General features: G+C 59.5%; 19 protein-coding genes. 7 read left to right on the top strand and 12 right to left on the bottom strand.

The window, feature by feature from the left end; all coding sequences use genetic code 11:
• The first annotated feature begins 369 nt into the window (after nucleotides 1-369).
• Nucleotides 370-1,671: an OprD family porin gene (locus V9L13_RS07630; RefSeq protein ID WP_338802074.1), complete on the top strand. Its 1,302-nt coding sequence runs from the start codon at nucleotides 370-372 to the stop codon at nucleotides 1,669-1,671.
• A gap of 111 nt (nucleotides 1,672-1,782) precedes the next feature.
• Here the strand turns inward: V9L13_RS07630 and V9L13_RS07625 are convergent, their stop codons facing one another.
• The 11 genes from V9L13_RS07625 to V9L13_RS07575 all read right to left on the bottom strand — a co-directional run bounded on the left by V9L13_RS07625 (nucleotide 1,783) and on the right by V9L13_RS07575 (nucleotide 14,643).
• Nucleotides 1,783-2,403: a hypothetical protein gene (locus tag V9L13_RS07625; RefSeq protein ID WP_003225153.1), complete on the bottom strand. Its 621-nt coding sequence runs from the start codon at nucleotides 2,401-2,403 to the stop codon at nucleotides 1,783-1,785.
• A 43-nt stretch (nucleotides 2,404-2,446) separates the two neighbouring features.
• The gene (locus V9L13_RS07620) at nucleotides 2,447-3,385 is read right to left on the bottom strand and encodes a carbohydrate kinase (RefSeq protein WP_338802073.1); all 939 of its coding nucleotides are present in this window, start codon (nucleotides 3,383-3,385) and stop codon (nucleotides 2,447-2,449) included.
• Nucleotides 3,386-3,398: 13 nt separating this feature from the next.
• Nucleotides 3,399-4,895, bottom strand: a complete 1,497-nt coding sequence (gene xylB, locus V9L13_RS07615) for a xylulokinase (protein WP_338802072.1) — start codon at nucleotides 4,893-4,895, stop codon at nucleotides 3,399-3,401.
• A 135-nt stretch (nucleotides 4,896-5,030) separates the two neighbouring features.
• The gene (locus tag V9L13_RS07610; RefSeq protein WP_338802071.1) at nucleotides 5,031-6,503 is read right to left on the bottom strand and encodes a mannitol dehydrogenase family protein; all 1,473 of its coding nucleotides are present in this window, start codon (nucleotides 6,501-6,503) and stop codon (nucleotides 5,031-5,033) included.
• 17 nt (nucleotides 6,504-6,520) lie between these two features.
• Complete coding sequence (gene ugpC / locus V9L13_RS07605) at nucleotides 6,521-7,624, bottom strand: sn-glycerol-3-phosphate ABC transporter ATP-binding protein UgpC (protein ID WP_226499263.1); 1,104 nt, start codon at nucleotides 7,622-7,624, stop codon at nucleotides 6,521-6,523.
• A 164-nt stretch (nucleotides 7,625-7,788) separates the two neighbouring features.
• Nucleotides 7,789-8,619 (bottom strand): carbohydrate ABC transporter permease, encoded by an 831-nt coding sequence (locus V9L13_RS07600; protein WP_338802070.1) that lies wholly within the window; start codon nucleotides 8,617-8,619, stop codon nucleotides 7,789-7,791.
• 8 nt (nucleotides 8,620-8,627) lie between these two features.
• Nucleotides 8,628-9,554: a sugar ABC transporter permease gene (locus V9L13_RS07595; protein WP_003225141.1), complete on the bottom strand. Its 927-nt coding sequence runs from the start codon at nucleotides 9,552-9,554 to the stop codon at nucleotides 8,628-8,630.
• A 155-nt stretch (nucleotides 9,555-9,709) separates the two neighbouring features.
• Nucleotides 9,710-11,020, bottom strand: a complete 1,311-nt coding sequence (locus V9L13_RS07590; RefSeq protein WP_338802069.1) for a sugar ABC transporter substrate-binding protein — start codon at nucleotides 11,018-11,020, stop codon at nucleotides 9,710-9,712.
• Between the two features lie 341 nt (nucleotides 11,021-11,361).
• Nucleotides 11,362-12,267 carry an AraC family transcriptional regulator gene (locus V9L13_RS07585; RefSeq protein ID WP_338802068.1) on the bottom strand — a complete coding sequence of 302 codons (906 nt, stop codon included), beginning with the start codon at nucleotides 12,265-12,267 and terminating at the stop codon, nucleotides 11,362-11,364.
• A 66-nt stretch (nucleotides 12,268-12,333) separates the two neighbouring features.
• Entirely contained in the window at nucleotides 12,334-13,203 is an 870-nt protein-coding gene (locus V9L13_RS07580) for a phospholipase (protein ID WP_338802067.1), read from the bottom strand.
• A 147-nt stretch (nucleotides 13,204-13,350) separates the two neighbouring features.
• Nucleotides 13,351-14,643: a glycosyltransferase gene (locus tag V9L13_RS07575; protein ID WP_103483525.1), complete on the bottom strand. Its 1,293-nt coding sequence runs from the start codon at nucleotides 14,641-14,643 to the stop codon at nucleotides 13,351-13,353.
• Between the two features lie 277 nt (nucleotides 14,644-14,920).
• On the opposite strand from V9L13_RS07575, the gene V9L13_RS07570 reads away from it, so the two are divergent.
• Complete coding sequence (locus V9L13_RS07570) at nucleotides 14,921-17,176, top strand: hypothetical protein (RefSeq protein WP_338802066.1); 2,256 nt, start codon at nucleotides 14,921-14,923, stop codon at nucleotides 17,174-17,176.
• An 18-nt stretch (nucleotides 17,177-17,194) separates the two neighbouring features.
• Here V9L13_RS07570 and V9L13_RS07565 read toward each other — a convergent pair whose 3' ends face one another.
• Complete coding sequence (locus V9L13_RS07565) at nucleotides 17,195-17,560, bottom strand: response regulator (protein WP_338802065.1); 366 nt, start codon at nucleotides 17,558-17,560, stop codon at nucleotides 17,195-17,197.
• Nucleotides 17,561-17,821: 261 nt separating this feature from the next.
• Here V9L13_RS07565 and V9L13_RS07560 point away from each other — a divergent pair, with 261 nt between their 5' ends.
• Genes V9L13_RS07560 through V9L13_RS07540 form a run of 5 tightly spaced genes read left to right on the top strand, consistent with a single transcriptional unit; the run spans nucleotide 17,822 to nucleotide 24,372 of the window.
• Nucleotides 17,822-21,319 carry a response regulator gene (locus V9L13_RS07560; RefSeq protein WP_338802064.1) on the top strand — a complete coding sequence of 1,166 codons (3,498 nt, stop codon included), beginning with the start codon at nucleotides 17,822-17,824 and terminating at the stop codon, nucleotides 21,317-21,319.
• Nucleotides 21,319-22,152, top strand: coding sequence for a protein-glutamate O-methyltransferase CheR (locus tag V9L13_RS07555; RefSeq protein ID WP_103521378.1), 834 nt, complete (start codon nucleotides 21,319-21,321; stop codon nucleotides 22,150-22,152). Before V9L13_RS07560 ends, V9L13_RS07555 begins: the two co-directional genes overlap by 1 nt.
• A complete protein-coding gene (locus V9L13_RS07550; protein WP_262141770.1) occupies nucleotides 22,149-22,742 on the top strand; it encodes a chemotaxis protein CheB in 594 nt (197 codons plus the stop codon). The genes V9L13_RS07555 and V9L13_RS07550 overlap by 4 nt, the downstream gene beginning before the upstream one ends.
• On the top strand, nucleotides 22,736-23,950 hold the full coding sequence (locus V9L13_RS07545; RefSeq protein ID WP_338802063.1) for a hybrid sensor histidine kinase/response regulator: 1,215 nt from the start codon (nucleotides 22,736-22,738) through the stop codon (nucleotides 23,948-23,950). Before V9L13_RS07550 ends, V9L13_RS07545 begins: the two co-directional genes overlap by 7 nt.
• A 44-nt stretch (nucleotides 23,951-23,994) precedes the next feature.
• Entirely contained in the window at nucleotides 23,995-24,372 is a 378-nt protein-coding gene (locus V9L13_RS07540; RefSeq protein WP_003225116.1) for a response regulator, read from the top strand.
• Nucleotides 24,373-24,381: the final 9 nt, after the last annotated feature.

Here is a 24,381-nt window from a genome sequence, read left to right as displayed (position 1 = left end):
GAATTCCGTCCATTGAATAAGCAGGTGACGGATGATGGAGGATTAAACCGCCCCGTTCAAGGCGCAAATGCCGTAGGGATGGGGTCTGCGACGTATAGGGAAAACCCTTAGATCGGCTTTTTGGCCCAATGAAACCGGGGGCTTCGCAGTCGTGAGCCATTGATCAGCAGGCGGTTTTAGCCAATCGCAGGCCAAAGAATAGCCAGTCAGTTTCAGACTAAAGTCGCCTTCAGCCCGTAAAAGCCATCTGCCATCATTGCGGCTCACCCCTGCGTGTCCACTTCTTCCCGGCAGTTTTTGACCCGGGACGGGAGCTATTTTTCTGGCTAACTGCGCCCCGGCGCAAACGCTGTACTGTTGGAGTTTTTCATGCGTCCCCCATTTCCCCTCATCACCCCGCGCCACTCGTTTGGCTTCGGCGCCGTTGTGCTGTGCGCCGGTTTTGCCGCGCAGGCTCAGGCCAGCGGTTTTCTCGAAGACACCACGGCGAAAATCGAATCGCGCACGGTGTATTTCAACCGCGATTTCCGTGATGGGCACACCTCCAACGAGCAGGGCGCTTCCAAGCGTGAAGAGTCGGCTCAAGGCTTTATTCTCAATCTGCAATCGGGTTACACCGAGGGCACGGTGGGCTTCGGTATCGATGCGCTGGGCATGCTCGGCTTGCAGCTCGATTCCAGCCCTGATCGCAGCAACAGCGGCTTGCTGCCGTCCAGCGGCGACAACCCGCGCGGCTCCAAGGGCCAGTACGCGAAAATGGGCCTGACCGCCAAGGTCAAGGTCTCGGACACGGTGTTGAAGTACGGCGCGTTGCTGCCGGATCTGCCGCTGCTCAAGTACAACGACGGTCGCTTGCTGCCGACCCTGTTCAACGGCGCCATGCTGACCTCTAAAGAGGTCAAGGACCTGACCTTCATGGCCGCGCGTCTGGACAAGTACACCGCACGGGATTCCACCGACTCGCAAGACATCCGCGTGCACTGCAAGAACAAGCGCTACGCCTGTAATACCACTGCCGATCATTTCGACATGTATGGCATCGACTACAAGATCAACGATCGCCTGACCGCGCAGTATCACTACGCGGAACTGGAAGACATCTACCGTCAGCACTTCATTGGTTTGCTCGGCAATCAGCCGTTGGGCGACGGCGTGCTGAAGGCCGATTTGCGCGTGATCAAGAGTGCCGACAGCGGTGCGGAGCGTGCCGGTTCGATCGACAACCGCGCCTTGAGCGGCATGCTTTCCTATGGCATCAGCGGCCACACCTTCAGTGCCGGCTGGCAGCGCATGAACGGCGACAACTCGATGCCGTACCTCGATGGCAGCAACCCGTATCTGGTCAACTACGTGCAGGTCAACGACTTCGCCGCGGCGCAGGAACGTTCCTGGCAGCTGCGTTACGACTATGACTTCAAGGCGATCGGCATCAACGGCCTGAGCTTCTTGACCCGTTATGTGAACGGTGACCACATCAAAGTCCCGGGCAGCGATCAGGAAGGCAAAGAGTGGGAACGCGACAGCGAGTTGAAGTACGTGATCCAGACGGGCACGTTCAAGGATGTCAGCCTGCGTCTGCGCAATGCGACTTACCGCACCAACTATGAAAAGTTTGCGCGGGATGTGGATGAGACCCGGTTGATTGTGAGTTACAACTTCTCCGTCCTCTAAACCTCCCCCCTGTAGGAGCTGCCGCAGGCTGCGATCTTTTGATCTTGATTGTAAAAAACAAAATCAAAAGATCGCAGCCTGCGGCAGCTCCTACAGGGGATTTTCGGCGGGCTACAACCAATGCCAGAACCGGCTCCAGAAGCCGCGATTCAGATCGTCCTTGCACCCGGCATACTGCCGCGCATACACATCGGAACGCGCCTGCACCTTGCGTGCAGTCGGCATCAGCCAGGCCTTGCTGGCGTAGGTCTTGTTGCGGAAACCGCCCCAGCCTTCGTGGTAGTTCAGGTACTGGTTATAGGCGTCGTACTTGTACACGCCGTTGATCGAAGTGGTCTTGTCCATGTACCAGCCGACGAAGTCGATGGCGTCGTCGAAGTCTTCGCGATCGGCGCCATGTCTGCCGGTGCTTTTCTGGTAGTCGGACCAGACTTCATCCTTGGCCTGGGCGTAGCCCGACGCGGTGGTGACCCGGCCCCACGGGATCACCCACAGCAGGTATTTGCGCGGCGTCTTGGCGTCGTAGCGATAGCCGGACTCCTGATACATGATCGCGAAGGGCACCTGGATCGGTACGCCCCAGCGCTTTTGCGTGACTTGCGCGGCGTCGTACCAGTCGCTTTTTTCGCGGAAGATTGCGCAGATGTCTTCCGGCGAACGCGGTGGCGAGGTGCCGCAGCCGCTGAGTAATCCCGCCAGTATCAAAAGTCCCGCCGTCCGCCCCGAAATCAAACCGTCATCCCCATGCGCGCAAAAAGGGCGACAGTCTACGCGCTCAGCTCAACTGGTGACGATAGGGCAAATCCGGACCGGTCTTGCTGCAGGTCAGGGCGGCCGCCTGTACGGCAAACCTGAGCATCGTGTCGATCTGCTCACGGCTGAGCGCTTGAACCCCTTCGACCGAGTCCAGCCCCTGTTCAGTCAACCAGGTGATCAGCGCCGCTTGAAAGGTATCGCCGGCGCCGACGGTATCGGCGATTTTCACTGAAACCGCTGGTACCGACCATGAGCCGTGAGCGCGACTGAATACCGTTGCGCCTTCGCCGCCACGGGTCAGGAACACCAACTGGCAGCGATGTTGCAGCCAGCCTTCGATGACGCGCTGCGGATCCTGTTCCGGGTACAGCAGGCTCAGGTCTTCGTCGCTGACCTTGATCATGTCGGCCAGTTGCACCAGGGTCGCCACCCGCTCGCGCCACAGGTCGATGTTCGGCTCGGGGTTGAGGCGCACGTTGGGGTCGAGGGTGATCAACCGCTTGTCGCTTTCACGTTGCACCAGCGTCAGCAAGGTGTCGGCGATCGGCTGCACCACCAGCGAGAACGAGCCGATGTGCAGACCACGGACGTCAGCGCCCAGTTGTGGCAGATGGGCGAGGCTTAATTGGCGATCAGCGCAGCCCTCGCCGCGAAAGCTGTAATGCGGCGAACCGTTGGCACCGACCGCGACCATCGCCAGCGTGGTTGGCGCGGCAAAGTCGATCAGGTAGTCCGCACGCACACCTTCATCCTGCAGCACCTGCTGCAGACGTCGGCCGAGATAGTCGGTAGACAGCCCGGCAAACAGCGCCGAATCCACGCCCAAACGGCGCAAGCCGACCGCGACGTTGAACGGCGAGCCGCCGGCAATCGCCTTGAAATTCACTTTCGAAGCCAGACCGCTGGCATCGTCTTCGCTGAAGAAATCGAACAGGGCTTCGCCACACACCAAATACATAATTGTTTGCTCTTTATAGGTTTGCGACATGCTGTTGATAGCGTTCATAGGCCTGCTGGAACGCCGCGACATGGGCGGCGACCGGCAGGGTTTCACTGTGCAGATCGAGCTTCACGCAGCGCTGGCACAGGTCGGCCAAAGTGTCCTCGTGGCCGTTCGACCATGACTTGCACCACGCCGCCTGAATCGCCGCGCCGAGGGCTGCGGCTTCGCTGTGTTCGGTGCAGATCACCGGGGTGTTCATGATGTCGGCGACGATCTGCCGCCACACCGCGCTTTTCGAACCGCCGCCGATCAGGCAAATGCTGCGGCTTTGTAAACCATTGTGGCGTAACAGATCCAGTCCATAACGCAAACCGAAGGTGGTGCCCTCGACCACGGCGCGACACAGGTTGGCCTGGGTCAGGTTGCTCAGGGTCAGGCCGTGCAGGCTGCCGGTGGCATGGGGCAGGGCGGGGACGCGTTCGCCGTTGAGGAACGGCAGCATGCTCACGCCTTCGGCACCGATCGGCGCCTGGGCCACGAGTTGATTGAATTGCTCCAGGTCGAGGTTGAACAGTTCGCGGATTGCGCCGGTGGCATTGGTCAGGTTCATGGTGCAGATCAGCGGCAGCCAGCCACCGCTGGATGAACAGAACGTGGCGACCGAGGCATCCGCGCTGACCTTCGGCGCTGCGGCGTAGGCGTACACCGTGCCGGAGGAGCCGAGGCTCATGGTGATCGCTCCCGGCTGAATGTTGCCGGTGCCGATGGCGCCCATCATGTTGTCGCCACCGCCGCTGGCGACCAGCGCATTCGGGTTGAGGCCGAGCTGTTCGGCAATCGCCGGTAGCAAGGTGCCGACCGCCTGATGCGCGTCGATCAGCTCCGGCAGCGCCGCTTGCAGGCGACCCGTGGCGTCGATGTCGCGCAGCAGTTGCAAGTCCCACTGGCGGCTGCGCACGTTGAAATAGCCGGTGCCGGAGGCGTCGCCGTATTCGCTGCACGCGCGGCCGGTGAGCCAGTAATTCAGATAATCGTGGGGCAGCAGAATGCGCGCGATACGCGAGAACACCTCCGGGTGTTGTTCTTTGGTCCAGAGCAGTTTCGACACGGTATAGCCAGGCGCGATGACCACGCCGAGGCGTTCCAGCGAGCCTTTTTCGCCGCCGAGGTGCTTGAGCAGACGGTCATTTTCATCGGTGGTTTCGGTGTCGCACCACAGTTTGGCCGGGCGCAACACCTGGCCCTGATCGTCGAGCAGCACCAGGCCGTGTTGCTGGCCGGAGACGCCGATGCCGAGAATCGCCTGACCGTCGATATTGGCGGCGAGCAGGGCTCGGCGGGTGGCGAGGGCGAAGGCGTCCAGCCACTGTTGAGTGTCCTGCTCGCGCCGGCCGTTGGCGCCGCTGATCATCGTGTGGGTGGCGGCGCCTTCGCCGAGCACCTGACCGTTGGCGGCATCGAGGATGATCGCCTTGGTGCCCTGGGTGCCGCAGTCGATGCCGAGGAAGAGTTGTCGGGTGGTCACAGTGAGGTCCTCAGGGTTCCAGATCTGCCTAGGTGAGGCTGCCATTCGCGAGCAAGCTCGCTCCCACATTGTGAAACGGGTTCCCCTGTGGGAGCGGGCTTGCTCGCGAAGGCGTCGGTGGTTTCACCGCTGAACTCAGGCCAAAACCCGCTCCAAAGTCCGCGAAACACCCACCTCACGCAAACTGTTGCAGCACCACTCGAACGCCGCGACAAACTCCGCCGAACGCGGTATCGCCGTGCCGAAGATCTCCTCGACCGCCAGCAACCGCTGGGTAATCAGCGCATCATCCGCCACCAGCCCCTGACAAAATTCCGCCCGCGGATCAGGAATCGCATAGGTATCGCCGTTCTCGTCGACGCCCTTCAGATACAGCGCCCAGGCCGCCACCACCAGCGCCGCACGCCTGGTTTCCTGACCATCGGCAATCAATCGGTTGATCGTCGGAATGGTGAACTTGGGAAACTTCGACGAGCCATCCGAACACACCCGCTCCAGCTGATCGGCAATTGCCTGATTGGAGAAGCGCGCGACCAGCGTATTTTTGTAGTCGGTCAGATCGATGCCCGGTACCGGCGCCAGTTGTGGGGTGACATCGAGGTCCATGTACGCACGCACATAGCGCACGAACAGCGGGTCGTTCATGGTTTCGTGAACGAAGCGGTAGCCCTTCAGAAAACCCAGATACGTCAGCGCCAAGTGGCTGCCGTTAAGCAGTTTGATCTTCATTTCTTCGTAGGGCGAAACGTCATCGGTGAACTGCACGCCGACCTGTTCCCAGGCCGGGCGACCGTTGACGAATTTGTCTTCCAGCACCCATTGCACAAACGGCTCGCAGACCACTGGCCAGGCATCGTCCACCGCGTGTTTGTCGGCCAGTTGCAGGCGATGCGCGGTGCTGGTCATCGGCGTGATGCGATCAACCATGGCGTTGGGGAAACTGACGTTCTGCTCGATCCAGTCGCACAGTCCTGCGTCGCGCAGGGTGGCGAAGGCCAGCAGCGCTTTGCGGGTCACCGCGCCGTTATGCGGCAGGTTATCGCAGGACATGATAGTGAACGCCGGCGTGCCTGCGCCACGACGCTTTTCCAGCGCCGCGCAGAGGAAACCGAACACGGTTTTCGGCGTTTGCGGATTTGTCAGATCGTGTTGGATCTGCGGCAGGTGCGCCATGAATTCGCCGTTGCTGTCGTCGATGCAGTAGCCGCCTTCGGTGATGGTCAGCGAGACAATGCGGATCTGCGGATCGGCGAGTTTGTCGATCAGCGCCTGCGCGCCATCTTCGGCGAGGAGCATGTCGCGGATCGCGCCGATCACCCGCACCTCGGTGTCGTCGCTGTCACCGAGTTCGAACAGGGTGAACAGGTAGTCCTGTTCCTTGAGGTCGTCACGGGCGCGGCGGTCTTCGGCGCGCAGGCCGACGCCGCAGATCGCCCAGTCCAGCGCCTGACCGGTGTTCATCAGTGCATCGGTGTAGTACGCCTGATGCGCGCGGTGAAAGCCGCCGACGCCAATGTGTGCGATGCCCTCGCGGGTGTCGCTGAGGCTGTAGGCCGGCAGTTGCACCTCGGGGGCGAGGCGATGCAGGTTTTGTTTATTCAGTTTCATCGGGCAAGTCTCGAAATTCAGGCCGCCGCACGCAGCGGGCGGGTCAGCGCCACGCCATTGGCGTCGAACAGGTGGCAATGGCTGGCGTCCAGGTGCAGGTTCAGTTGCTCGCCGTAGCGGCTCGCCAGGTCACCGCGCACGCGCATGGTCAGGGCTTCGCCGGCGCTGGTGGTGACGTGGCAGAAGGTGTCGCTGCCCAGACGTTCACTGACGTCGGCGGTGACCTGCAAGGTGCAGTCGCCCGGTTGCGCCAGTTCCAGATGTTCCGGGCGAATGCCCAGGGTCACGGCGCTGCCGATGCTCAGGTTGGCGGCGTTGAACGGCAGGGTGATGCGCGTGCCGGCATCCAGCGAGACTTCGCAGGTCTGGCTGTCGACACGGGCGATTTTGCCCTTGAGGAAACCCATTTTCGGCGTGCCGAGAAAGCCGGCGACGAACAGGTTGGCCGGGTTGTGATAGAGGTCCAGCGGCGAGCCGACCTGCTCGATTTTGCCGCCGTTGAGCACCACGACCTTGTCGGCCATGGTCATCGCTTCGACCTGATCGTGGGTCACGTAGATCATCGTGGCTTGCAGGTCTTTGTGCAGACGCAGCAGCTCCAGACGCATCTGCACGCGCAGCGCCGCGTCGAGGTTGGACAGCGGTTCGTCGAACAGGAAGATCTTCGGGTTGCGCACGATGGCCCGGCCGATGGCGACCCGTTGTCGCTGGCCGCCAGACAGTTGTTTCGGCTTGCGCTCCAGCATCGGCCCGAGTTCGAGAATGCGCGCCGCTTCACCGACCTTTTTCTCGACTTCGGCTTTCGGTACACCGGCCAGATCGAGGGCGAATGACATGTTCTTCTTCACCGTCATGTGCGGGTACAGCGCGTAGGTCTGGAACACCATCGCCAGATCGCGTTTGGCCGGACTGACTTCGGTGATGTCGCGGCCATCGAGTTCGATGGTGCCGCCACTGACTTCTTCCAGCCCGGCGATCAGCCGCAGCAGGGTGGATTTGCCGCAGCCGGATGGGCCGACGAAGACCACGAACTCCTTGTCATTCACCTCAAGGTCGATGCCCTTGATGATGGAAAAACCTTCGAAGCCTTTTTGCAGATTCTTGATTTTCAGGTTGGCCATGGTGATGGGCCTCCGCTTAAGTTAATTCAATAGCGCCGGGCAGGTTTTTGGTGGGAGCGGGCTTGCTCGCGAAGGGGCCGTGTCAGGCACCATCATTGTTGGATGACACTCCGCTTTCGCGAGCAAGCCCGCTCCCACAGGGGAGAGTGTCGAATGAGCGAGATTCATTTCACGGCGCCGAACGACAAACCGCGCACCAGTTGTTTCTGGCTGATCCAGCCGAAGATCAGGATCGGCGCACAAGCCAGGGTCGAGACCGCCGACAACTTGGCCCAGAACAAGCCTTCGGGGCTTGAATACGAGGCGATCAGCGCCGTCAGCGGCGCGGCTTTCGACGAGGTCAGGTTCAGCGACCAGAAGGCCTCGTTCCAGCACAGGATCAGCGACAACAGTACGGTCGAAGCGAGCCCACCCTTGGCAATCGGCAGCAGCACGCGGACCATTTCCTGCCACAGGGTGGCGCCGTCCAGACGCGCGGCTTCGAGGATGTCCTTGGGGATGTCCTTGAAGTAGGTGTAAATCATCCAGACCACGATCGGCAGGTTGATCAGGGTGTAGATCACGATCAGTGCGATGCGTGTATCGAGCAGGCCAAAACTCTTGGCCAGCAGGTAGATCGGCATCAGCACGCCCACCGGCGGCAGCATCTTGGTCGAGAGCATCCACAGCAGCGTGCCCTTGGTGCGCTGGGTTTCGTAGAACGCCATCGAGTAGGCGGCGGGCACCGCGATCAGCAGGCACAGCGCCGTGGCACTGAAGGAAATCACCACCGAGTTCCAGGCAAAACTTAAGTAGTCGCTGCGCTCGTTGATGTGCAGGTAGTTCTCCAGCGTTGGCGTGAAGATGAACTGCGGCGGCGTGGCGAAGGCGTCGATTTCGGTCTTGAAACTGGTCATCACCATCCAGAAGATCGGGAAGAAAATCACGATCGCGATGGCCCAGGCCAGGGTGCCGAGCAGCAGGCTTTGCAGCCGGCGGGATTGTTGAAGAGTCATGGCAGGCCTCAGGCTTTGTCAGTCAGGTTTTTGCCGATCATCCGCACCAGAATGATCGCGGCGATGTTGGCGATGACCACGGCAATCAAGCCGCCCGCCGAGGCCATGCCGACGTCGAACTGCACCAGCGCCTGGTTGTAGATCAGGTAGGCGAGGTTGGTCGAGGCGTAACCGGGGCCGCCGTTGGTGGTGGTGAAGATCTCGGCGAACACCGACAGCAGGAAGATCGTTTCGATCATCACCACCACCGCAATCGGCCGCGCCAGGTGTGGCAGGGTCAGGTGCCAGAAGATCGCCACCGGACCGGCGCCATCGAGGCGCGCAGCTTCTTTCTGTTCCTGGTCGAGGGACTGCATGGCGGTCATCAGGATCAGGATCGCGAAGGGCAGCCATTGCCACGAGACAATGATGATGATCGACAGCAGCGGGTAGTGCGCCAGCCAGTCCACCGGCTCGGCGCCGAACAGCCGCCAGACGTAGGCGAGGATTCCCGACACCGGATGGAAAATCAGGTTCTTCCAGATCAGCGCACCGACGGTGGGCATGATGAAGAACGGCGAAATCAGCATCACCCGCACGATGCCGCGTCCGAGAAATTCGCTGGCCTCAAGCAAGGCGCTGATCAACACCCCGAACACCACGCTGATCAACAGCACGCTGCCCACCAGCAACAGGGTATTGGTAGCGCCGGGCAGGAAACCGGAGTCGGTCAGGAAGTAGGTGAAGTTCTCCAGCCCGACGAATTCGTTCACCCCCGGATCGAGCAGGTTGTAGCGAATCATCGAGAAGTAAATGGTCATGCCCAGCGGCACGATCATCCACAGCAGCAACAGGGCCACCGACGGGCTGACCAGAAACCAGCCGGGATTGCGTACGCGGACTTTGCGCTGGGGTTGCGACAGGTCGAGGTGGGCTTTGGCAGTTGAAGTATTCATGGTGATCACAACCGAGTCATACAGACCTATGGAGATCCCTTGTGGGAGCGGGCTTGCTCGCGAAGGCGCCGTGTCAGTCAATACACATGACACTGACCCACCGCTTTCGCGAGCAAGCCCGCTCCCACAGGAGGCAGGAGCAAGTCGTTCAGCGGTTACTTGGGATAACCGGCGCGCTTCATCTCGCGTTCGGTAGTTTGCTGCGCGGCGGCCAGGGCCTGGTCCACCGTGGTCTGGCCGATCAGCGCCGCCGAGAACAGTTTGCCGACCTGGGTGCCCACGCCCTGGAATTCAGGAATGGTCACCAGTTGAATGCCGATATAGGGCACCGGTTTCAACGTCGGTTTGCTCGGATCCGCCGCTTTCAGCGACTCCAGCGTGACCTTGGCGAACGGTGCGGCGCTCATGTAAGCGTCGCTGTAAGTCGAAGCGCGGGTGCCCGGTGGCACGTTGGCGATGCCATCGGTCTTGGCCACCAGTTCACCGTACTCCTTGGAGGTGGCCCAGGCACTGAACGCCTTGGCGGCATCCTTGGCTTTGGAGCTGGTCGGAATTGCCAGCGCCCACGAATACAGCCATGCCGAGCCCTTATCGGTAACCTGATGCGGTGCGAAAGTGAAGCCAACGTGATCGGCGACCTTGCTTTGGGTCTTGTCAGTGACGAACGAGCCAGCGACGGAAGCGTCCACCCAGATTGCGCACTTGCCGCTGTTGAACAGCGCCAGGTTCTCGTTGAACCCGTTACTGGAGGCTCCCGGCGGGCCGGATTTCTTCATGGTGTCGACGTAGAAGTTCAGCGCGTTTTTCCACTCCGGGCCGGTGAATTCCGGCTGCCATTTTTCATCGAACCAACGCGCGCCATAAGCATTGGCGACAGTGGTGATCAGCGCCATGTTCTCGCCCCAGCCGGCCTTGCCGCGCAGGCAGATGCCGTACTGCTCTTTATCCTTGTTGGTGAGTTTTTCGGCGAAGCCGGCGATCTGTTCCCAGGTCGGGCGCTCGGGCATGGTCAGCCCGGCATCCTTGAACAGGTCGGTGCGGTAATAGGTGATCGAGCTTTCGGCGTAGAACGGCAGTGCGTATAGCGAACCCTTGACCGACAGGCCTTCACGCACCGACGGGAATACGTCGTCGAGGGCGTAGCTGGCCGGCAGATCCTTCATCGGTTCGAGCCAACCCTTGGCGCCCCAGAGTGCCGCTTCGTACATGCCGATGGTCAACACATCGAACTGCCCACCCTGGGTGGCGATGTCGGTGGTCAGGCGTTGGCGCAGGACGTTTTCTTCCAGCACCACCCAATTGAGCTTGATCTCCGGATGCTCGGCCTCGAAGGTTTTCGAGAGCTTTTGCATGCGAATCATGTCGCTGTTGTTGACGGTGGCGATGGTCAGGGTCTGGGCGCCAAGGCTGACGCTGCTGAGGGTCATGCAGGTGAGGGCAAGCAGAGCTTTTGCAGTGGGTTGCATCGTGCACTCCTTTTCTGCGTCCGTTGGGAGGCAGAAGGACAGTTATTGTTTTTGTGTCTTCCTGTGCAGGAAGAATGTGCACTGATTACAGCCCTCAATCGACGGGCTGACAAATCATCCGTCGCACTCGAATCAATACTTTTTTGCACTGGGGTTTATTGCGGTAAATGCAGGGAAGGGGTTTTCAGCGGGGAGGGGCTATTGAATCAGTACAGGTTTCATCGCGTCGGATGCTTTTTGTGGGAGCGTGCTTGCTCGCGAAAGCGCTGTGTCAGTTTGCCGATCAGTTGACTGATACAGCGCTTTCGCGAGCAGGCTCACTCCTGCAGGGGGCGGTGGTATCAGCCGAGGTTTTGTTCAGTCAGGCGCTGCACGGCGAGGCGTCGATAGTGCGACGGCGTCATGCCCTTGAGTTGCTGGAAGCGTCGATTGAAATTGGAAATGTTGTTGAACCCCGATTCGAAGCACACGTCGGTTACTGGTTTGTCGCCATCGGCCAACAATTCGCAGGACTTGCTGATGCGCAGACGATTGACGAATTCGATGAAGTTGCGCCCGGTGGCCTGTTTGAACACACGACTGAAATAGGTCGGCTTCATCCCCAGATGCTCGGCGACTTCTTCCAGGGTCAGCTCGCGGGCGTAGTGGCTGAAGATGTAATCCACCGCGCGGTTGGTGCGGTCGATGTTGTGCTCGTCGGCCAGTTGCGTGTTGGTGGCACCGGACAGCAATTGATAGTCGTCAGTCGCCGCCAGCAGCTCCATCAGAATGAAAAAGTGCCCGAGACGGGTAATGCCGCGTGTATCGGCAATCTGCTGCATCAGGGTCATGGCCTGGCGGATCGTGTCCTTGTCTCGAAACTCGATACCGTACTGCGCGCGTTCCAGCAGGGGGGTCAGGGTTTTGAGTTCGGCAAACACCAGATGCCCGCCTTCGAACAACTCGTCGGTGAAGTTCACCAGCATGTCGCGCTTTTCCACCACCTCGTCTTCGGCCACCTGGCTGATCCAGTTGTGCGGCAGGTTGGGCCCGGTGAGGAACAGTGTTTGCGGGTAGAAGTTGCCGATGTAGTCGCCAATGAACACTTTGCCGGAGCTGGCGACGATCAGGTGCAGTTCGTATTCCTTGTGGAAATGCCAGCGCACCAGCGGACAGGGAAAACCGTGCTGGCGGTAGATGATGGACAGGCCGTTATGGTCGTCCATCAACTCGTAGGAGGGATCAGTGATTCGGGTGGCCCGGGTCATGTCCGATGCATTCTGTTGTCATGTTGACGTCCATCATGCACGCACGCTCCGGCCAGTGCCAGCGTCTCAGCCCCGGGCCTTCCTGAGACCTTTGGCGTGGTTGATCTGCTGGCAATACTCGATCAGTGGCGTGCCACCGATGAAGTCGGCATTGATGATGCTGCACTTGGGCGCCCATCCCGAGTCCGGGCCAAACCATTGATCGAGCTCGTTGGTAATTCGTTTGACGCCGGCCAGTTCGCCGTAACTGGTGGCGGACAATGACCACAAGGTGCCGGATCGCGGCGGGTTGGCCAGGGTTTTCGTGATGTGTTGCTTGAGTTGCTCGGGAGAGGTGATGTCACTGCCGCTCCATTCATGACGGATATTCGGCCAGTACAGCGGCGAATTGAAGTCGGGATGCCATTCACTGGCCAACACCACTCGTTGCCGTGAATCGACTTGTTTAAGTTGCCCGAGCGTCAAGTGGCTGTTGCTCCGGGGAATCAGTCGCGGCGCCAGATGATTCATGATGACCTGATGGAAGCCCTGATAATCAAAAGGCTTGTTGTCGACCCCCTTGAGTTCATGAATGTCGAGGACGACGAATTCGCTCGGGTGCTCATCGAGGAACACTTCCAGGCTCTTGATCAGTTCACTTAGGGAGCGCCCGCGGAACAGTTTCAGGCCGTGAAAGGTATGAAACTTTTTGATGCCCAGCCAGTGTTCGTCCGAATGCAGGCGCAAGTCGAAGGCGCGCACACCTTCACTCAGTTGCTGAATGAACGGGCCATCCTGGCAGACGAACCAGTTTTTTGCGGGTTGGAGATAGGCCGGATACGAGAAGTCGTAATCCAGCCCGGCGTTATGTGCGCCAGGCCAGAGAACTTCGCCGAGGGTCAAGGCGTCGATGGCGGGCGCAGTCGTCATCCAGTTTTTATACGGGTAATTATTCATGGTGCATTCCGTTGCAGACAAAGTTGAGAGTTTACGACCCGAAAGATAGTTGCTTCAGTTCGAAAAACATTCTTTGGCTTGCTCGGAGAAAGTACAAGTCAACACTCTTTTCAAAGTGTTGAAGTACTTTTGTTTAATGCTGAAGAATTAGCTGTTGTGGTTTTTTGCTTCGATCCATTGCGCCATGTATTGGGTGCTTTTGTGCAAGTGGTGACGCAACATGCTGCCGGTGAAGTTAGCGCGGCGCAGGGCCGGCAAGTTGTCGCGGCATTCTTGCAGACGTTCAATCAATGCCGGACCGTGGATGGCGTGCCGATAGCGCTCGTGCAACAACGTGACGCCGGCCTGTTGCGCGTCGGTCCAGCGCAACTTGTCTTCATGCAGTCTGACCGCCGCATCGGCCAGCGCCTGGGCCGACAGCGCCACCTCACCGGGCCACGGCAGCGCACCGCTCATGCCCTCAGCGCCGATGGGGGTGGTGACGTTCGGTGTGCCACAGAGCATGGCATCGACGATTTTGCCCTTGATCCCTGCACCGAAACGCAAGGGGGCCAGGCAAACCCGGGCTTGCGACATCACTTGCAGCGCATCTTCAGCCCAGTTCATCACATGAAAACCCTGCGCCGCGTTGTGCAGTGCAGTGGCCTTGGGCGGGGTGTAGGCACCGTAGATATGCAACTGCGCACCGGGCAATTGCTGGCGGATCAGCGGCCAGACTGCGTTCTTCATCCACAGCACGGCGTCCCAGTTCGGCGCATGACGGAAATTGCCGATACTCAGAAAGTGCGCACGATCCTCGAAGGGCACGAAAGCGCCGCTCGGTGGTTCGAGCATCAACGGGCACCAGTGCAACAGGTCCCGGGGCACCTGGAACTGTTCGATCAGCAACTGGATTTCCACTTCGGAAATCATCAGGTTGAGGTCACAGCGATACAGCGCGGCGATTTCCCGTTTGGCCAGGTCGGTGTCGGCCATCAACTCGAACTCTTCACCCAGCGCCGGGGCGAACAGTGCGCTGAAATCCTGATTATCCGGGTCGTCCTTCAAGCGCTCCTTGAGCCGCTGGTGACGGGCGTGTCGCAGACTTTGCAGGTCGGAAGTCTCCAGCACTCGCAGGGCGTTCGGGCAATGTTTCTCGACGCGCCAGCCGAACTGCTCTTCCATCATGAACTGGTCGAACAGGACGATATCCGGGGCCAGTTCACTGACGAAAGCATCAAAACTGCTGTTATTGAGTTCGATCGGTACTTCCCGAATCCCCAGCCCAGTCAGGTCAGCCTTGTGCTCGCCGGGCCCCGCCGGGCTGCTGAAGGTGATGTCCCAGCCTTGTTGCAGGAAGGTTTCGAGGATCTGCATCACATGCCCGCTGGCCGCCGAAGAGCGGGGTTCGGGCCAGACGTAGCCGATGACCAGAACTTTGGTGGCAGGCGATGCAGTCATTGACAGGTGTTCCTTACAGACAGGCGGAGAAAAACGGGGCGCAATTAGACCACATCTGATGCCGGCCTTTACAGACAGAAAGTTTTCCGACTTGAGGCGTTGGCGGAGTTACCTGACCGCAAGAGCCTGTTTCTGAAAGTTTGAATGTTGTCGGGATGTTGGCAAAAGTTGCTAACGGAACTTCATTTAATGTTTCTCTCTTATATCGGTATGTTGCCTGCGGCTCGATACATTCAAGTCAGCATTGATTGCTGGCCTCATACCGGAAAGTTAACTGATGAAAATGGATGCAGATGTTTTTGATCTTGGTCAAGCCGCAAGCGAGAACTGCGGGTTATTGGCGCTGCTTGATCCCTGGGGGACTCAGAGCAACTTGAACGAACCTCGCGTAGAGGCGCTGACGCAGGTACCTGACGGAGAAGATCCGGCCGATTTCATTGATTCGGTGAATATCAAGGAACTCGGCGACAAGATTGCCAGTCATTGCGCCGCTCTGACCGATCCTGCCAGTTTTCACCCGGCTTATTTCATCCGCACCCGCATCGAAGACACGGCGCATGCGTGGGTCACTGCACCCAAGGAACTGACACAGATCACCTATGACGCGACGATTGCAGTCAAGTATCTGGAACATGACCCGGTCAATCGCAGCGATTCGCTGAAACCCGAAAAAGCACCGGCCAAATGGCGCCAGAAAAACTTCACCCTGGCCGAGATTTGCACCGATCATCATTTGGTGGTGCTGAAGGAACATGGTTACAAGGAGATCCTCTGGCCTGAGTTTTATCCCAAGGCGTTGATCGAGGCCTTTTCTGAGGCCAACTACCAGGACGATTTCAAACAGTATGTGAAGGACCATCTCTTGCCCGCCGGCGCCCGTGTGTTTGGCTACTATTTAAAGAGAACGGAACTGATCAAACTGGTGGTCGAATTCATCAAGGACGAGAAGCGCGCGCTCGACGACCGTCATATCGCTTTCGCGTTTCTCAGAGGGACTCTGCCAGCGCGCACGTTGCTGCTGCACAGTGACCCGAACCTGCTGGTGGATAACGCGGTGTTTATTGGTCCCGACAACCTGTCCAACGGCATTCTGTTCTTTCTGGGTGAAGACCGGCAGGCCATTGTCTTTCCGTCCGGACATGACGCGCGCGGGAAGTTTCTCGAAAACAATGCGCAACTGCAGACGTTGTTGCTCAAGCGCGTTCCGCTTCGGGCACAGCAGCAGGCACATGTCAGGGACTTCAAATATCGCGGCATGGAAATGCCGCTGTTCGCGACTCGGCCGCACTATCGGGAGCTGGTGTTCCGGACAAGCAACGACATCGGGCGCAGCTTGTATGAGCTGCAGGTCGAGCGCGCACTGGCGGATATCGACACCCTGGTGTCGACCTCCGAGGAGCGCATAACCGACCTGGCGCTCGAGGCCGCAGGGCATGTCCTGCAATGTCTGGCGCTGGCGGCTTCGATGCCCTGGGGCGGCAGCGGTGTGCTGGCCTCGACCTCGGTGAAGGTTCTGGTATCGATGCTGGTGGGCCTCGGTGCGGCGGCGACCGATCTGATCCGTGCGGAAATTGCCGACGACCCGGCCGAAACCGACCGCTTGCGCATCACTGCCGCGATAGGCGTACTGGCCGAGCTCGCGGGCCCGATCGGTGAGCGGCTGATCGGCAAAGCGTTGTCGGCCGCCGCGAAAAAACGCTTGAGCCAGCGCATTCTCAATACCCTGACCCAAGCGAACAGACCCTCACTGTTACGTCGACCGGGCGCAAGTCTGTCGCATCATTTGGCGAGTACGACTGGCAAGGAGATACCGGATCGGGCCAAAGGCGCGGTGGTCGCCGGTCAACTGCAAGAGCTGGCGGGCGGGCCGAGTGTCGCGCAAATGATCGCCGATCAAACCCAGCTCGTGCACCACGCCGGGCCGCAAAAGGGCTTTGTGTATCAAGGCTTCACGTTTCGCGGCGACACCCGTGATCCGTCGATTGTCTTCAAGGAGGGGTTTCGCCAGCGCACGCCCATCACTGACCTCAATCAGGTCAACGGTTTCAAGGGCGGTTACGGCGGCGCGCACGATGCGTTGGCACCGGACGGCGCAGGCATTTCAACCTCGGCATTTTACAAGAAGGATGGTGCTGGAGCCTTTGTCTACGGCGGCGACAAGGGCGGCCACACGTATTTCATCGATGCCCGGCAACTGGAGGGGTTTCATTTGTACGCCAACACCGAGCTGGCATTTCGGCCGAACACCGGGCTCAAGATGCTGCCTCCGCTGGAAATCAACTACGCCGTCGATATCTCGCCAAGGTTGATCCTCGGGGCATACGACAGTGCGGGTAAATTCATCCCCAATCCGCAGGCGCTGCGACTGGCGATCCAGGCGAGTCAGGACGGTGTCGGTCACGGATTCGGCCGGGATGTTGCGAAAAAGGCCGGTAGCGGTGCGGATCCATTGATTCCAACGGATGGCGAGACCTACGGCAACGAGCTAAGGCTCGAAGCCGAATATGGAGGGGCTAAATTCAGCATAGGGTGACTTTAGCCCGCTTCACGGTTACTTCCGAGAGAGAATGCCCTTGACCTTGTCACGCAACTGATCGATCGAGAACGGTTTGCCGATCACATGCATGTCAGCGGGTACGTCGATGTTTTCGGCGTAACCGCTGGCGAACAGCACGGGCAGGGTGGGGCGTAGTTCACGGGCTTTGCCGGCCAGTTCACTACCTTTCATGCCCGGCAGGCCGTAGTCGGTCATCATCAAGTCGATATCGTTGCTCTGATCCCCGAGAATCTTCAGCGCAGACTCGCCGTCGTCCGCCTCCAGCACATTGAACGCCAGCTCCTCCAGCACGTCGACGATGAGCATGCGCACGATGTTGTCGTCTTCTACTACAAGGATGGTGGACGCTGGGGTGGACATATTGGTGCTCTCAAGAAAGGAAATCGGGACGGCGACCGGTCGAAAATGCCGGGCTCTTGCATGAGTAAGTGGCGCATGGCCACAAGTTCCCGATTCGATGGAAAAAAGATTAGCTGCAATCCGCGGCGCAAGGATAACGGTTGGTTGCTCGAGAAGCGCAGCAAAATGTAGGAAATTGCTGCCAAAGCAGTCAGAAACATGGATCCATGCGGCCGTTTTGGGGCAAACTCCCGGGTTTCGACAGTTCGACAAGGCCGCCCCATGTCCACTCCGTCTTCGATTGATGAAACACGGTTTCGCAAACTCCTGACGCGCAACATCGGCTTGCCGCTGGGCGTTGGCGCGCTCAGCGCCGTGTTCTTTGTGTCTCTGATTACTTATCTGCTGTCGGTGATCCAGTGGGTGGAACACACCGACCGGGTGATCAATAACGCCAACGAAGCGGTGAAACTCACCGTTGATCTGGAAACCGGCATGCGCGGCTTTCTGCTCAGCGGCGATGAACACTTCCTTGATCCGTATGAAACCGCCAAGCCGCGGATCAACGTCGCGCTCAATACCCTGCTGGAACTGACCGCCGACAACCCGGTGCAGACTGACCGGCTGCGGCGTCTGCAGGCATTGCAGATCGAGTGGGCCAACTACGCGCAATCGATGATCGATCTGCAGCGCTCCAGCGGTGATTACCGGGGCGCGGTCAAGGCCGGGCGTGGCAAGCGCCTGACCGACGAGATCCGCAAGCAATTCGAAGATGTGATCGATATGGAGCAGCAGTTGCGCACCACGCGCAACGAAGACGTGCGCCGCACCACGATTTGGAGCATCACCCTGTACCTGCTGTTTATCGCCGGGATCAGCGGCTTGCTGGCCTATGTCGGTCGCCGCGATCTGATTCGCCTGTCTGACAGCTACAGCGCCAACCTCGCCGCGCAACAGGCCAGCGCCGAGCGTCTGGAGCGCCAGGCGTGGATGCGCAGCGGCCAGACCGAACTGGCAGAGCAGGTGCTGGGGCAACTCACGCTGAACCTGCTGGGGCGCAACATTTTGCAGTTCTGCGCGCAATATCTGGGCACCGCCGTGGCGGCGTTGTACGTGCGCGAAGAACACGGCGGCCTCAAGCGTGTGGCGTCCTACGGCTTCTCCCGCGAGCAGGAAGAACTGGATCAGCAGATCTATAGCGGCGAAGGCATCGTTGGTCAGGTTGCCCAGCAGGGGCAACTGATTCGTCTGGACTCGGTCCCGGCCGACTACTTCAAAGTCAGCTCGGGCCTGGGCCAAGGCCTGCCACGCAGCGTGCTGGTGGTGCCGACGACTAATGATGACCAGGTCAACGGCGTGATCGAGTTGGGCTTTTTACGGCCACTCACCGAGCGCGATATCGAATTGCTGGAACTGATTGCCGGCAACATCGGCACTTCGATCGAAGCGGCGCGTTATCGTCAGCGCCTGCAAGAAGTGCTGGCCGAAACCCAGCAGCTCAACGAAGAGTTGCAGGTGCAACAGGAAGAGCTGAAAACTGCCAACGAAGAACTCGAAGAGCAGTCGCGGATTCTCAAGGAGTCGCAGGCGCATCTGGAAACCCAGCAGGTCGAGCTGGAGCAGACCAACGAGCAATTGGCCGAACAGGCAAAGACCCTGGCCGAGCAACGCGATGCGATGGATCAGAAGAACACCGAACTCAATCATGCCCAGGTGCAGCTCGAAGAGCGCGCCGAAGAGCTGCAGCGCTCGAGCAAGTACAAGTCCGAATTCCTCGCCAACATGTCCCACGAACTGCGCACGCCGCTGAACAGTTCGCTGATCCTCGCCAAGTTGCTGGCGGAGAACCCGCAGGACAATCTGACGGCCGAACAGGTCAAGTTCGCTGAGTCGATCTATTCGGCGGGCAACGATCTGCTGAACCTGATCAACGACATTCTCGACATTTCCAAGGTCGAGGCCGGCAAGCTGGAAGTGATCCCGGAAAACACCAGCGTCGCGCGTCTGGCCGATGGCCTGCGCAGCGTGTTCGAACCGCTGGCAGCGGAGAAGCAACTGTCTTTCAGCGTCGAGTTGCAGGCGGATGCGCCGATCATGCTGTACACCGACCGCCAGCGTCTGGAACAGGTGATCAAAAACCTGCTGTCCAATGCCGTGAAGTTCACCGAACACGGCGCGGTCAGCCTGACCATCGCCAGTCAGCCGGACGAGCGCATTGCATTCATCGTGCGCGATTCCGGGATCGGTATTGCCGCGGATCAGCAGGAAAGCATCTTCGAAGCATTCCGTCAGGCCGACGGCACGACCAACCGCAAGTACGGCGGCACCGGTCTGGGCCTGTCGATCTCGCGGGATCTGGCGGCATTGCTCGGCGGTTCGATCAGCGTCAGCAGCGCGCCGGGGCAGGGCAGTGTGTTCACTCTGGTGTTGCCGCAGCAATACAGCGAGCCGGGTGACAGCCCCGCGGCCCCGTTGACCTTCACTGCGCCGGCGTCGATTCCGGTGCCGGTTGCACTGCCATCGGCAAGTGTTTCGCCCATGGCGCCGGTACATATCCCGCGCTTTGCCGATGACCGTGGCAAGGCACCGTTCGCCACCCGCTGCATCCTGGTGGTGGAAGACGAGCCGAATTTTGCCCACATCCTCTACGACCTCGCCCACGAACTGGGTTACCAGTGCCTGGTGGCCCACGGTGCGGACGAAGGGTATGACCTGGCCCGCGAGTTCGTGCCGGACGCGATCCTGCTCGACATGCGCCTGCCGGACCACTCCGGGCTGACCGTGTTGCAGCGTCTGAAAGAACACGCCGAAACCCGGCACATCCCGGTGCACGTGATCTCGGTTGAAGACCGCGTTGAGGCCGCGATGCACATGGGCGCGATCGGTTATGCGGTCAAGCCGACCACCCGCGAAGAGCTCAAGGACGTGTTCGCCCGCCTCGAAGCCAAGCTGACCCAGAAGGTCAAGCGCGTGTTGCTGGTCGAAGATGACGATCTGCAGCGCGAAAGCATTGCCCGCCTGATCGGCGACGATGACATCGAGATCACCGCCGTCGGTCTGGCGCAGGATGCGCTGGAGAAACTGCGCACTACGATCTACGACTGCATGGTGATCGACCTGAAATTGCCGGACATGCTCGGCAACGATCTGCTCAAGCGCATGTCTACCGAGGACATCTGCTCGTTCCCGCCGGTGATTGTCTACACCGGACGCAACCTGACCCGCGATGAAGAAGCCGAGCTGCGCAAGTATTCGCGCTCGATCATCATCAAGGGCGCACGTTCGCCGGAACGTCTGCTTGATGAAGTGACACTCTTTCTGCACAAAGTCGAATCGCAGTTGTCCCATGAGCGGCAGAAGATGCTCAAGACTGCGCGCAGCCGCGACAAGGTTTTTGAGGGGCGCAAGGTGCTGCTGGTGGACGATGATGTGCGCAACATCTTCGCCCTGACCAGCGCGCTGGAGCATAAGGGCGCAGTCGTGGTGATCGGCCGAAATGGTCGTGAGGCGATTGATAAGTTGAATGAAGTCGAGGACATCGATCTGGTGCTGATGGACGTGATGATGCCGGAAATGGATGGTTTTGAAGCCACCATTGAAATCCGCAAGGACCCGCGCTGGCGCAAGCTGCCGATCATTGCGGTGACGGCCAAGGCCATGAAGGACGATCAGGAGCGCTGCCTGCAGGCGGGCGCGAACGATTACCTGGCCAAGCCCATTGACCTGGATCGCCTGTTCTCGTTGATTCGCGTTTGGTTACCGAAGATGGAACGCATTTAGTGGAAAGCAGTCACTCTTTGGAGCGCAACAGCGAAATCGAATTACGCCTGTTGATCGAGGCTATCTACCTCAAATACAGCTACGATTTTCGCGATTACTCCGGCGCTTCGATCAAGCGCCGGGTGCAGCACGCCTTGAACCAGTTCGAATGCGCAACCATTTCGGCCTTGCAGGAGAAAGTGCTGCACGATCCGACCGCGTTCATGCAGTTGCTGCAGTTGTTGACGATCCCGGTCAGCGAGATGTTTCGCGATCCATCGCACTTTCTGGCGATCCGCAAGGAAGTGGTGCCGCTGCTGCGCACCTATCCGTCGCTGAAGATCTGGATCGCCGGGTGCAGCACGGGTGAGGAGGTGTATTCGATGGCGATTCTGCTGCGCGAGGAAGGCCTGCTCGACCGCACGATCATCTACGCCACTGACATCAACCCGCGCTCGCTGGACAAGGCCAAGCAGGGGATTTTCTCCATGGAGAACGTCCGCGCCTACACCGCCAATTACCAGCAGGCCGGCGGCCAGCGTTCCTTTGCCGATTACTACACCGCGGCCTATGGCTACGCGATCTTCGACAAAAGCCTGTGCGAGAACGTGACCTTCGCCGACCACAGTCTCGCGACTGATAGCGTGTTCTCCGAAACGCAGCTGATTTCCTGCCGCAACGTACTGATTTACTTCAACAAGAAACTTCAGGACCGTGCCTTCGGTCTGTTTCACGAATCGCTGTGCCACCGTGGCTTTTTGGTACTGGGCAGCAAAGAGACGCTGGACTTTTCCAACTACTCGAATCAGTTCGAACCGCTGGTCAAACAAGAACGGATCTACCGCAAATTATGAACGATGCCGTTGATTTGCCTCGCGTCGAGGCCATCGTGGTTGGTGCTTCGGCCGGTGGTGTCGAAGCACTACTGACCCTGCTCGCGCCGCTGCGCAAGGGCTACGTGTTGCCGATCATTGTCGTGTTGCATCTGCCGGAAGAGCGCCGCAGCCTGTTGGCCGAGGTGTTTGAGCGGCGGCTGATGCTGCCGGTGCAGGAGGCGACGGACAAGCAGGACATCGTCCCCGGCACGGTTTACTTCGCTACACCCGGTTATCACCTGTCGGTCGAGCAGGATCGCAGTCTGTCGCTGAGCCTTGAAGACCGAGTGCACCATTCCCGACCGTCGATTGACTACCTGTTCGAATCCGCCGCCGACGCTTACGGCGAAACACTGGCCGCCGTGTTGCTGACCGGCGCCAATCACGATGGCGCTCGCGGCCTGGCGCAAGTCAAGCAGCGCGGCGGACTGACCATCGTTCAAGACCCAGAAGATGCACAGGTCGCCACCATGCCTCAGGCTGCACTGAAGCTTCAGCAGCCCGACCATGTCCTACCCATTCACGGCATCGGCCGTCTGCTTGTCGAGCTGGAACGAATCGCATGCTGAGTAATATCCAGGCCAAATTGCTGATCGTCGACGATCTGCCGGAAAACCTGCTGGCCCTCGAAGCGCTGATCAAGCGCGAGGACCGCACCGTCTACAAGGCGCTGTCGGCGGATGAAGCACTTTCGCTGCTGCTGCAACACGAGTTCGCCATGGCCATCCTCGACGTACAGATGCCGGGCATGAACGGCTTCGAACTCGCCGAGTTGATGCGCGGCACCGAGAAAACCAAGAACATTCCGATCATTTTCGTCAGCGCCGCCGGCCGCGAATTGAACTACGCGTTCAAGGGCTACGAGAGCGGGGCGGTGGACTTCCTGCACAAGCCGCTGGATATCCACGCGGTGAAGAGCAAGGTCAACGTATTCGTCGACCTGTACCGTCAGAGCAAGGCCATGAAGCAACAGGTCGAAGCCCTTGAGCAGGCGCGCCGCGAGCAGGAAGCGCTGCTGCAGCAACTGCAGAGCACGCAACTGGAGCTGGAGCAGGCGGTGCGGATGCGCGATGACTTCATGTCAATCGTCGCCCACGAAGTGCGCACGCCGCTCAATGGCCTGATACTCGAGACCCAATTGCGCAAGATGCATCTGGCGCGGGACAACGCCGCTGCGTTCACCCTCGACAAAATGCACGCGATGGTCGATCGCGACGAGCGGCAGATCAAAAGCCTGATCCGGCTGATCGAAGACATGCTCGACGTTTCGCGCATCCGCACCGGCAAGCTGTCGATCCGGCCGAATCGTTTCGATTTGTCGCAACTGGTGGGCAATCTGCTGCAGAATTTCGCGCAGCAGATCGAGGCCGCCGAGACTGAAGTCAGCTTCACCGCGCCGCAGCCGGTGGTGGGTCATTGGGACGAGTTCCGTATCGAACAGGTGGTGTCCAACCTGCTGACCAATGCCTTGCGCTACGGTGGCCGCAGTCCGATTCAGGTGCGCGTGTACCGTGAGGGCGACGAGGCGAGGATCGAGGTTCAGGACCATGGCATCGGTATCAGTGAAGAGAACCAGAAGCGTATTTTCCAACAGTTCGAACGGGTTTCCGCCAAGACGGTAGTGGCTGGTCTCGGGCTGGGTCTGTTCATTTCCGAGCAGATCGTCGCCGCCCATGGCGGCTCCATCGCCGTCGAGAGTCAAATCAACGAAGGCGCCCTGTTTCGCGTTTGTCTGCCAATCCAGGAAAACGGCACATCCGACGCAACCTCTGAGTGACCGCACGGTCGTATCAGCAGCTATTGACCGAACAAAGGCTTCCCATGAGCGTAGATGCACAAGATGTAGTACTCGTCGTCGAGGACGAACCGGTTATCTTGATGGTGCTGACAGATTATCTGTCGGGGCAGGGGTATCGTGTGTTGCAGGCCGAAAACGGCGAGCAGGCGTTCGAGATTCTCGCGAGCAAGCCGCATCTGGACATGTTGATCACCGACTTCCGCCTGCCGGGCGGGATCTCCGGCGTGCAGATCGCCGAGCCGGCAGTAAAACTGCGCCCGGATCTGAAAGTGATCTTCATCAGCGGCTACCCGCAGGAAATCCGCGAGACCGGCAGCCCGATCACGCGCAAGGCGCCGATCCTGGAAAAACCGTTCGATCTGGATGTGCTGCAGGAAAAGATCCAGGAACTGCTGGCCTGATCCATAGCG

Origin of the sequence: Pseudomonas sp. RSB 5.4 (genome assembly GCF_037126175.1) — a bacterium.
GTDB classification, from domain to species: domain Bacteria; phylum Pseudomonadota; class Gammaproteobacteria; order Pseudomonadales; family Pseudomonadaceae; genus Aquipseudomonas; species Aquipseudomonas fluorescens_H.
This window is presented reverse-complemented; position numbering and strand designations above follow the sequence as displayed.

What these genes read in the sequence shown, in the direction of transcription:
- V9L13_RS07630 (WP_338802074.1), top strand. Translation starts at nt 370, where the DNA reads ATGCGTCCCCCATTTCCCCTCATCACCCCGCGCCACTCGTTTGGCTTC.
- V9L13_RS07620 (WP_338802073.1), bottom strand. Translation starts at nt 3,385, where the DNA reads ATGTATTTGGTGTGTGGCGAAGCCCTGTTCGATTTCTTCAGCGAAGAC.
- V9L13_RS07610 (WP_338802071.1), bottom strand. Translation starts at nt 6,503, where the DNA reads ATGAAACTGAATAAACAAAACCTGCATCGCCTCGCCCCCGAGGTGCAA.
- ugpC (WP_226499263.1), bottom strand. Translation starts at nt 7,624, where the DNA reads ATGGCCAACCTGAAAATCAAGAATCTGCAAAAAGGCTTCGAAGGTTTT.
- V9L13_RS07600 (WP_338802070.1), bottom strand. Translation starts at nt 8,619, where the DNA reads ATGACTCTTCAACAATCCCGCCGGCTGCAAAGCCTGCTGCTCGGCACC.
- V9L13_RS07595 (WP_003225141.1), bottom strand. Translation starts at nt 9,554, where the DNA reads ATGAATACTTCAACTGCCAAAGCCCACCTCGACCTGTCGCAACCCCAG.
- V9L13_RS07590 (WP_338802069.1), bottom strand. Translation starts at nt 11,020, where the DNA reads ATGCAACCCACTGCAAAAGCTCTGCTTGCCCTCACCTGCATGACCCTC.
- V9L13_RS07585 (WP_338802068.1), bottom strand. Translation starts at nt 12,267, where the DNA reads ATGACCCGGGCCACCCGAATCACTGATCCCTCCTACGAGTTGATGGAC.
- V9L13_RS07580 (WP_338802067.1), bottom strand. Translation starts at nt 13,203, where the DNA reads ATGAATAATTACCCGTATAAAAACTGGATGACGACTGCGCCCGCCATC.
- V9L13_RS07575 (WP_103483525.1), bottom strand. Translation starts at nt 14,643, where the DNA reads ATGACTGCATCGCCTGCCACCAAAGTTCTGGTCATCGGCTACGTCTGG.
- V9L13_RS07570 (WP_338802066.1), top strand. Translation starts at nt 14,921, where the DNA reads ATGAAAATGGATGCAGATGTTTTTGATCTTGGTCAAGCCGCAAGCGAG.
- V9L13_RS07565 (WP_338802065.1), bottom strand. Translation starts at nt 17,560, where the DNA reads ATGTCCACCCCAGCGTCCACCATCCTTGTAGTAGAAGACGACAACATC.
- V9L13_RS07560 (WP_338802064.1), top strand. Translation starts at nt 17,822, where the DNA reads ATGTCCACTCCGTCTTCGATTGATGAAACACGGTTTCGCAAACTCCTG.
- V9L13_RS07550 (WP_262141770.1), top strand. Translation starts at nt 22,149, where the DNA reads ATGAACGATGCCGTTGATTTGCCTCGCGTCGAGGCCATCGTGGTTGGT.
- V9L13_RS07545 (WP_338802063.1), top strand. Translation starts at nt 22,736, where the DNA reads ATGCTGAGTAATATCCAGGCCAAATTGCTGATCGTCGACGATCTGCCG.
- V9L13_RS07540 (WP_003225116.1), top strand. Translation starts at nt 23,995, where the DNA reads ATGAGCGTAGATGCACAAGATGTAGTACTCGTCGTCGAGGACGAACCG.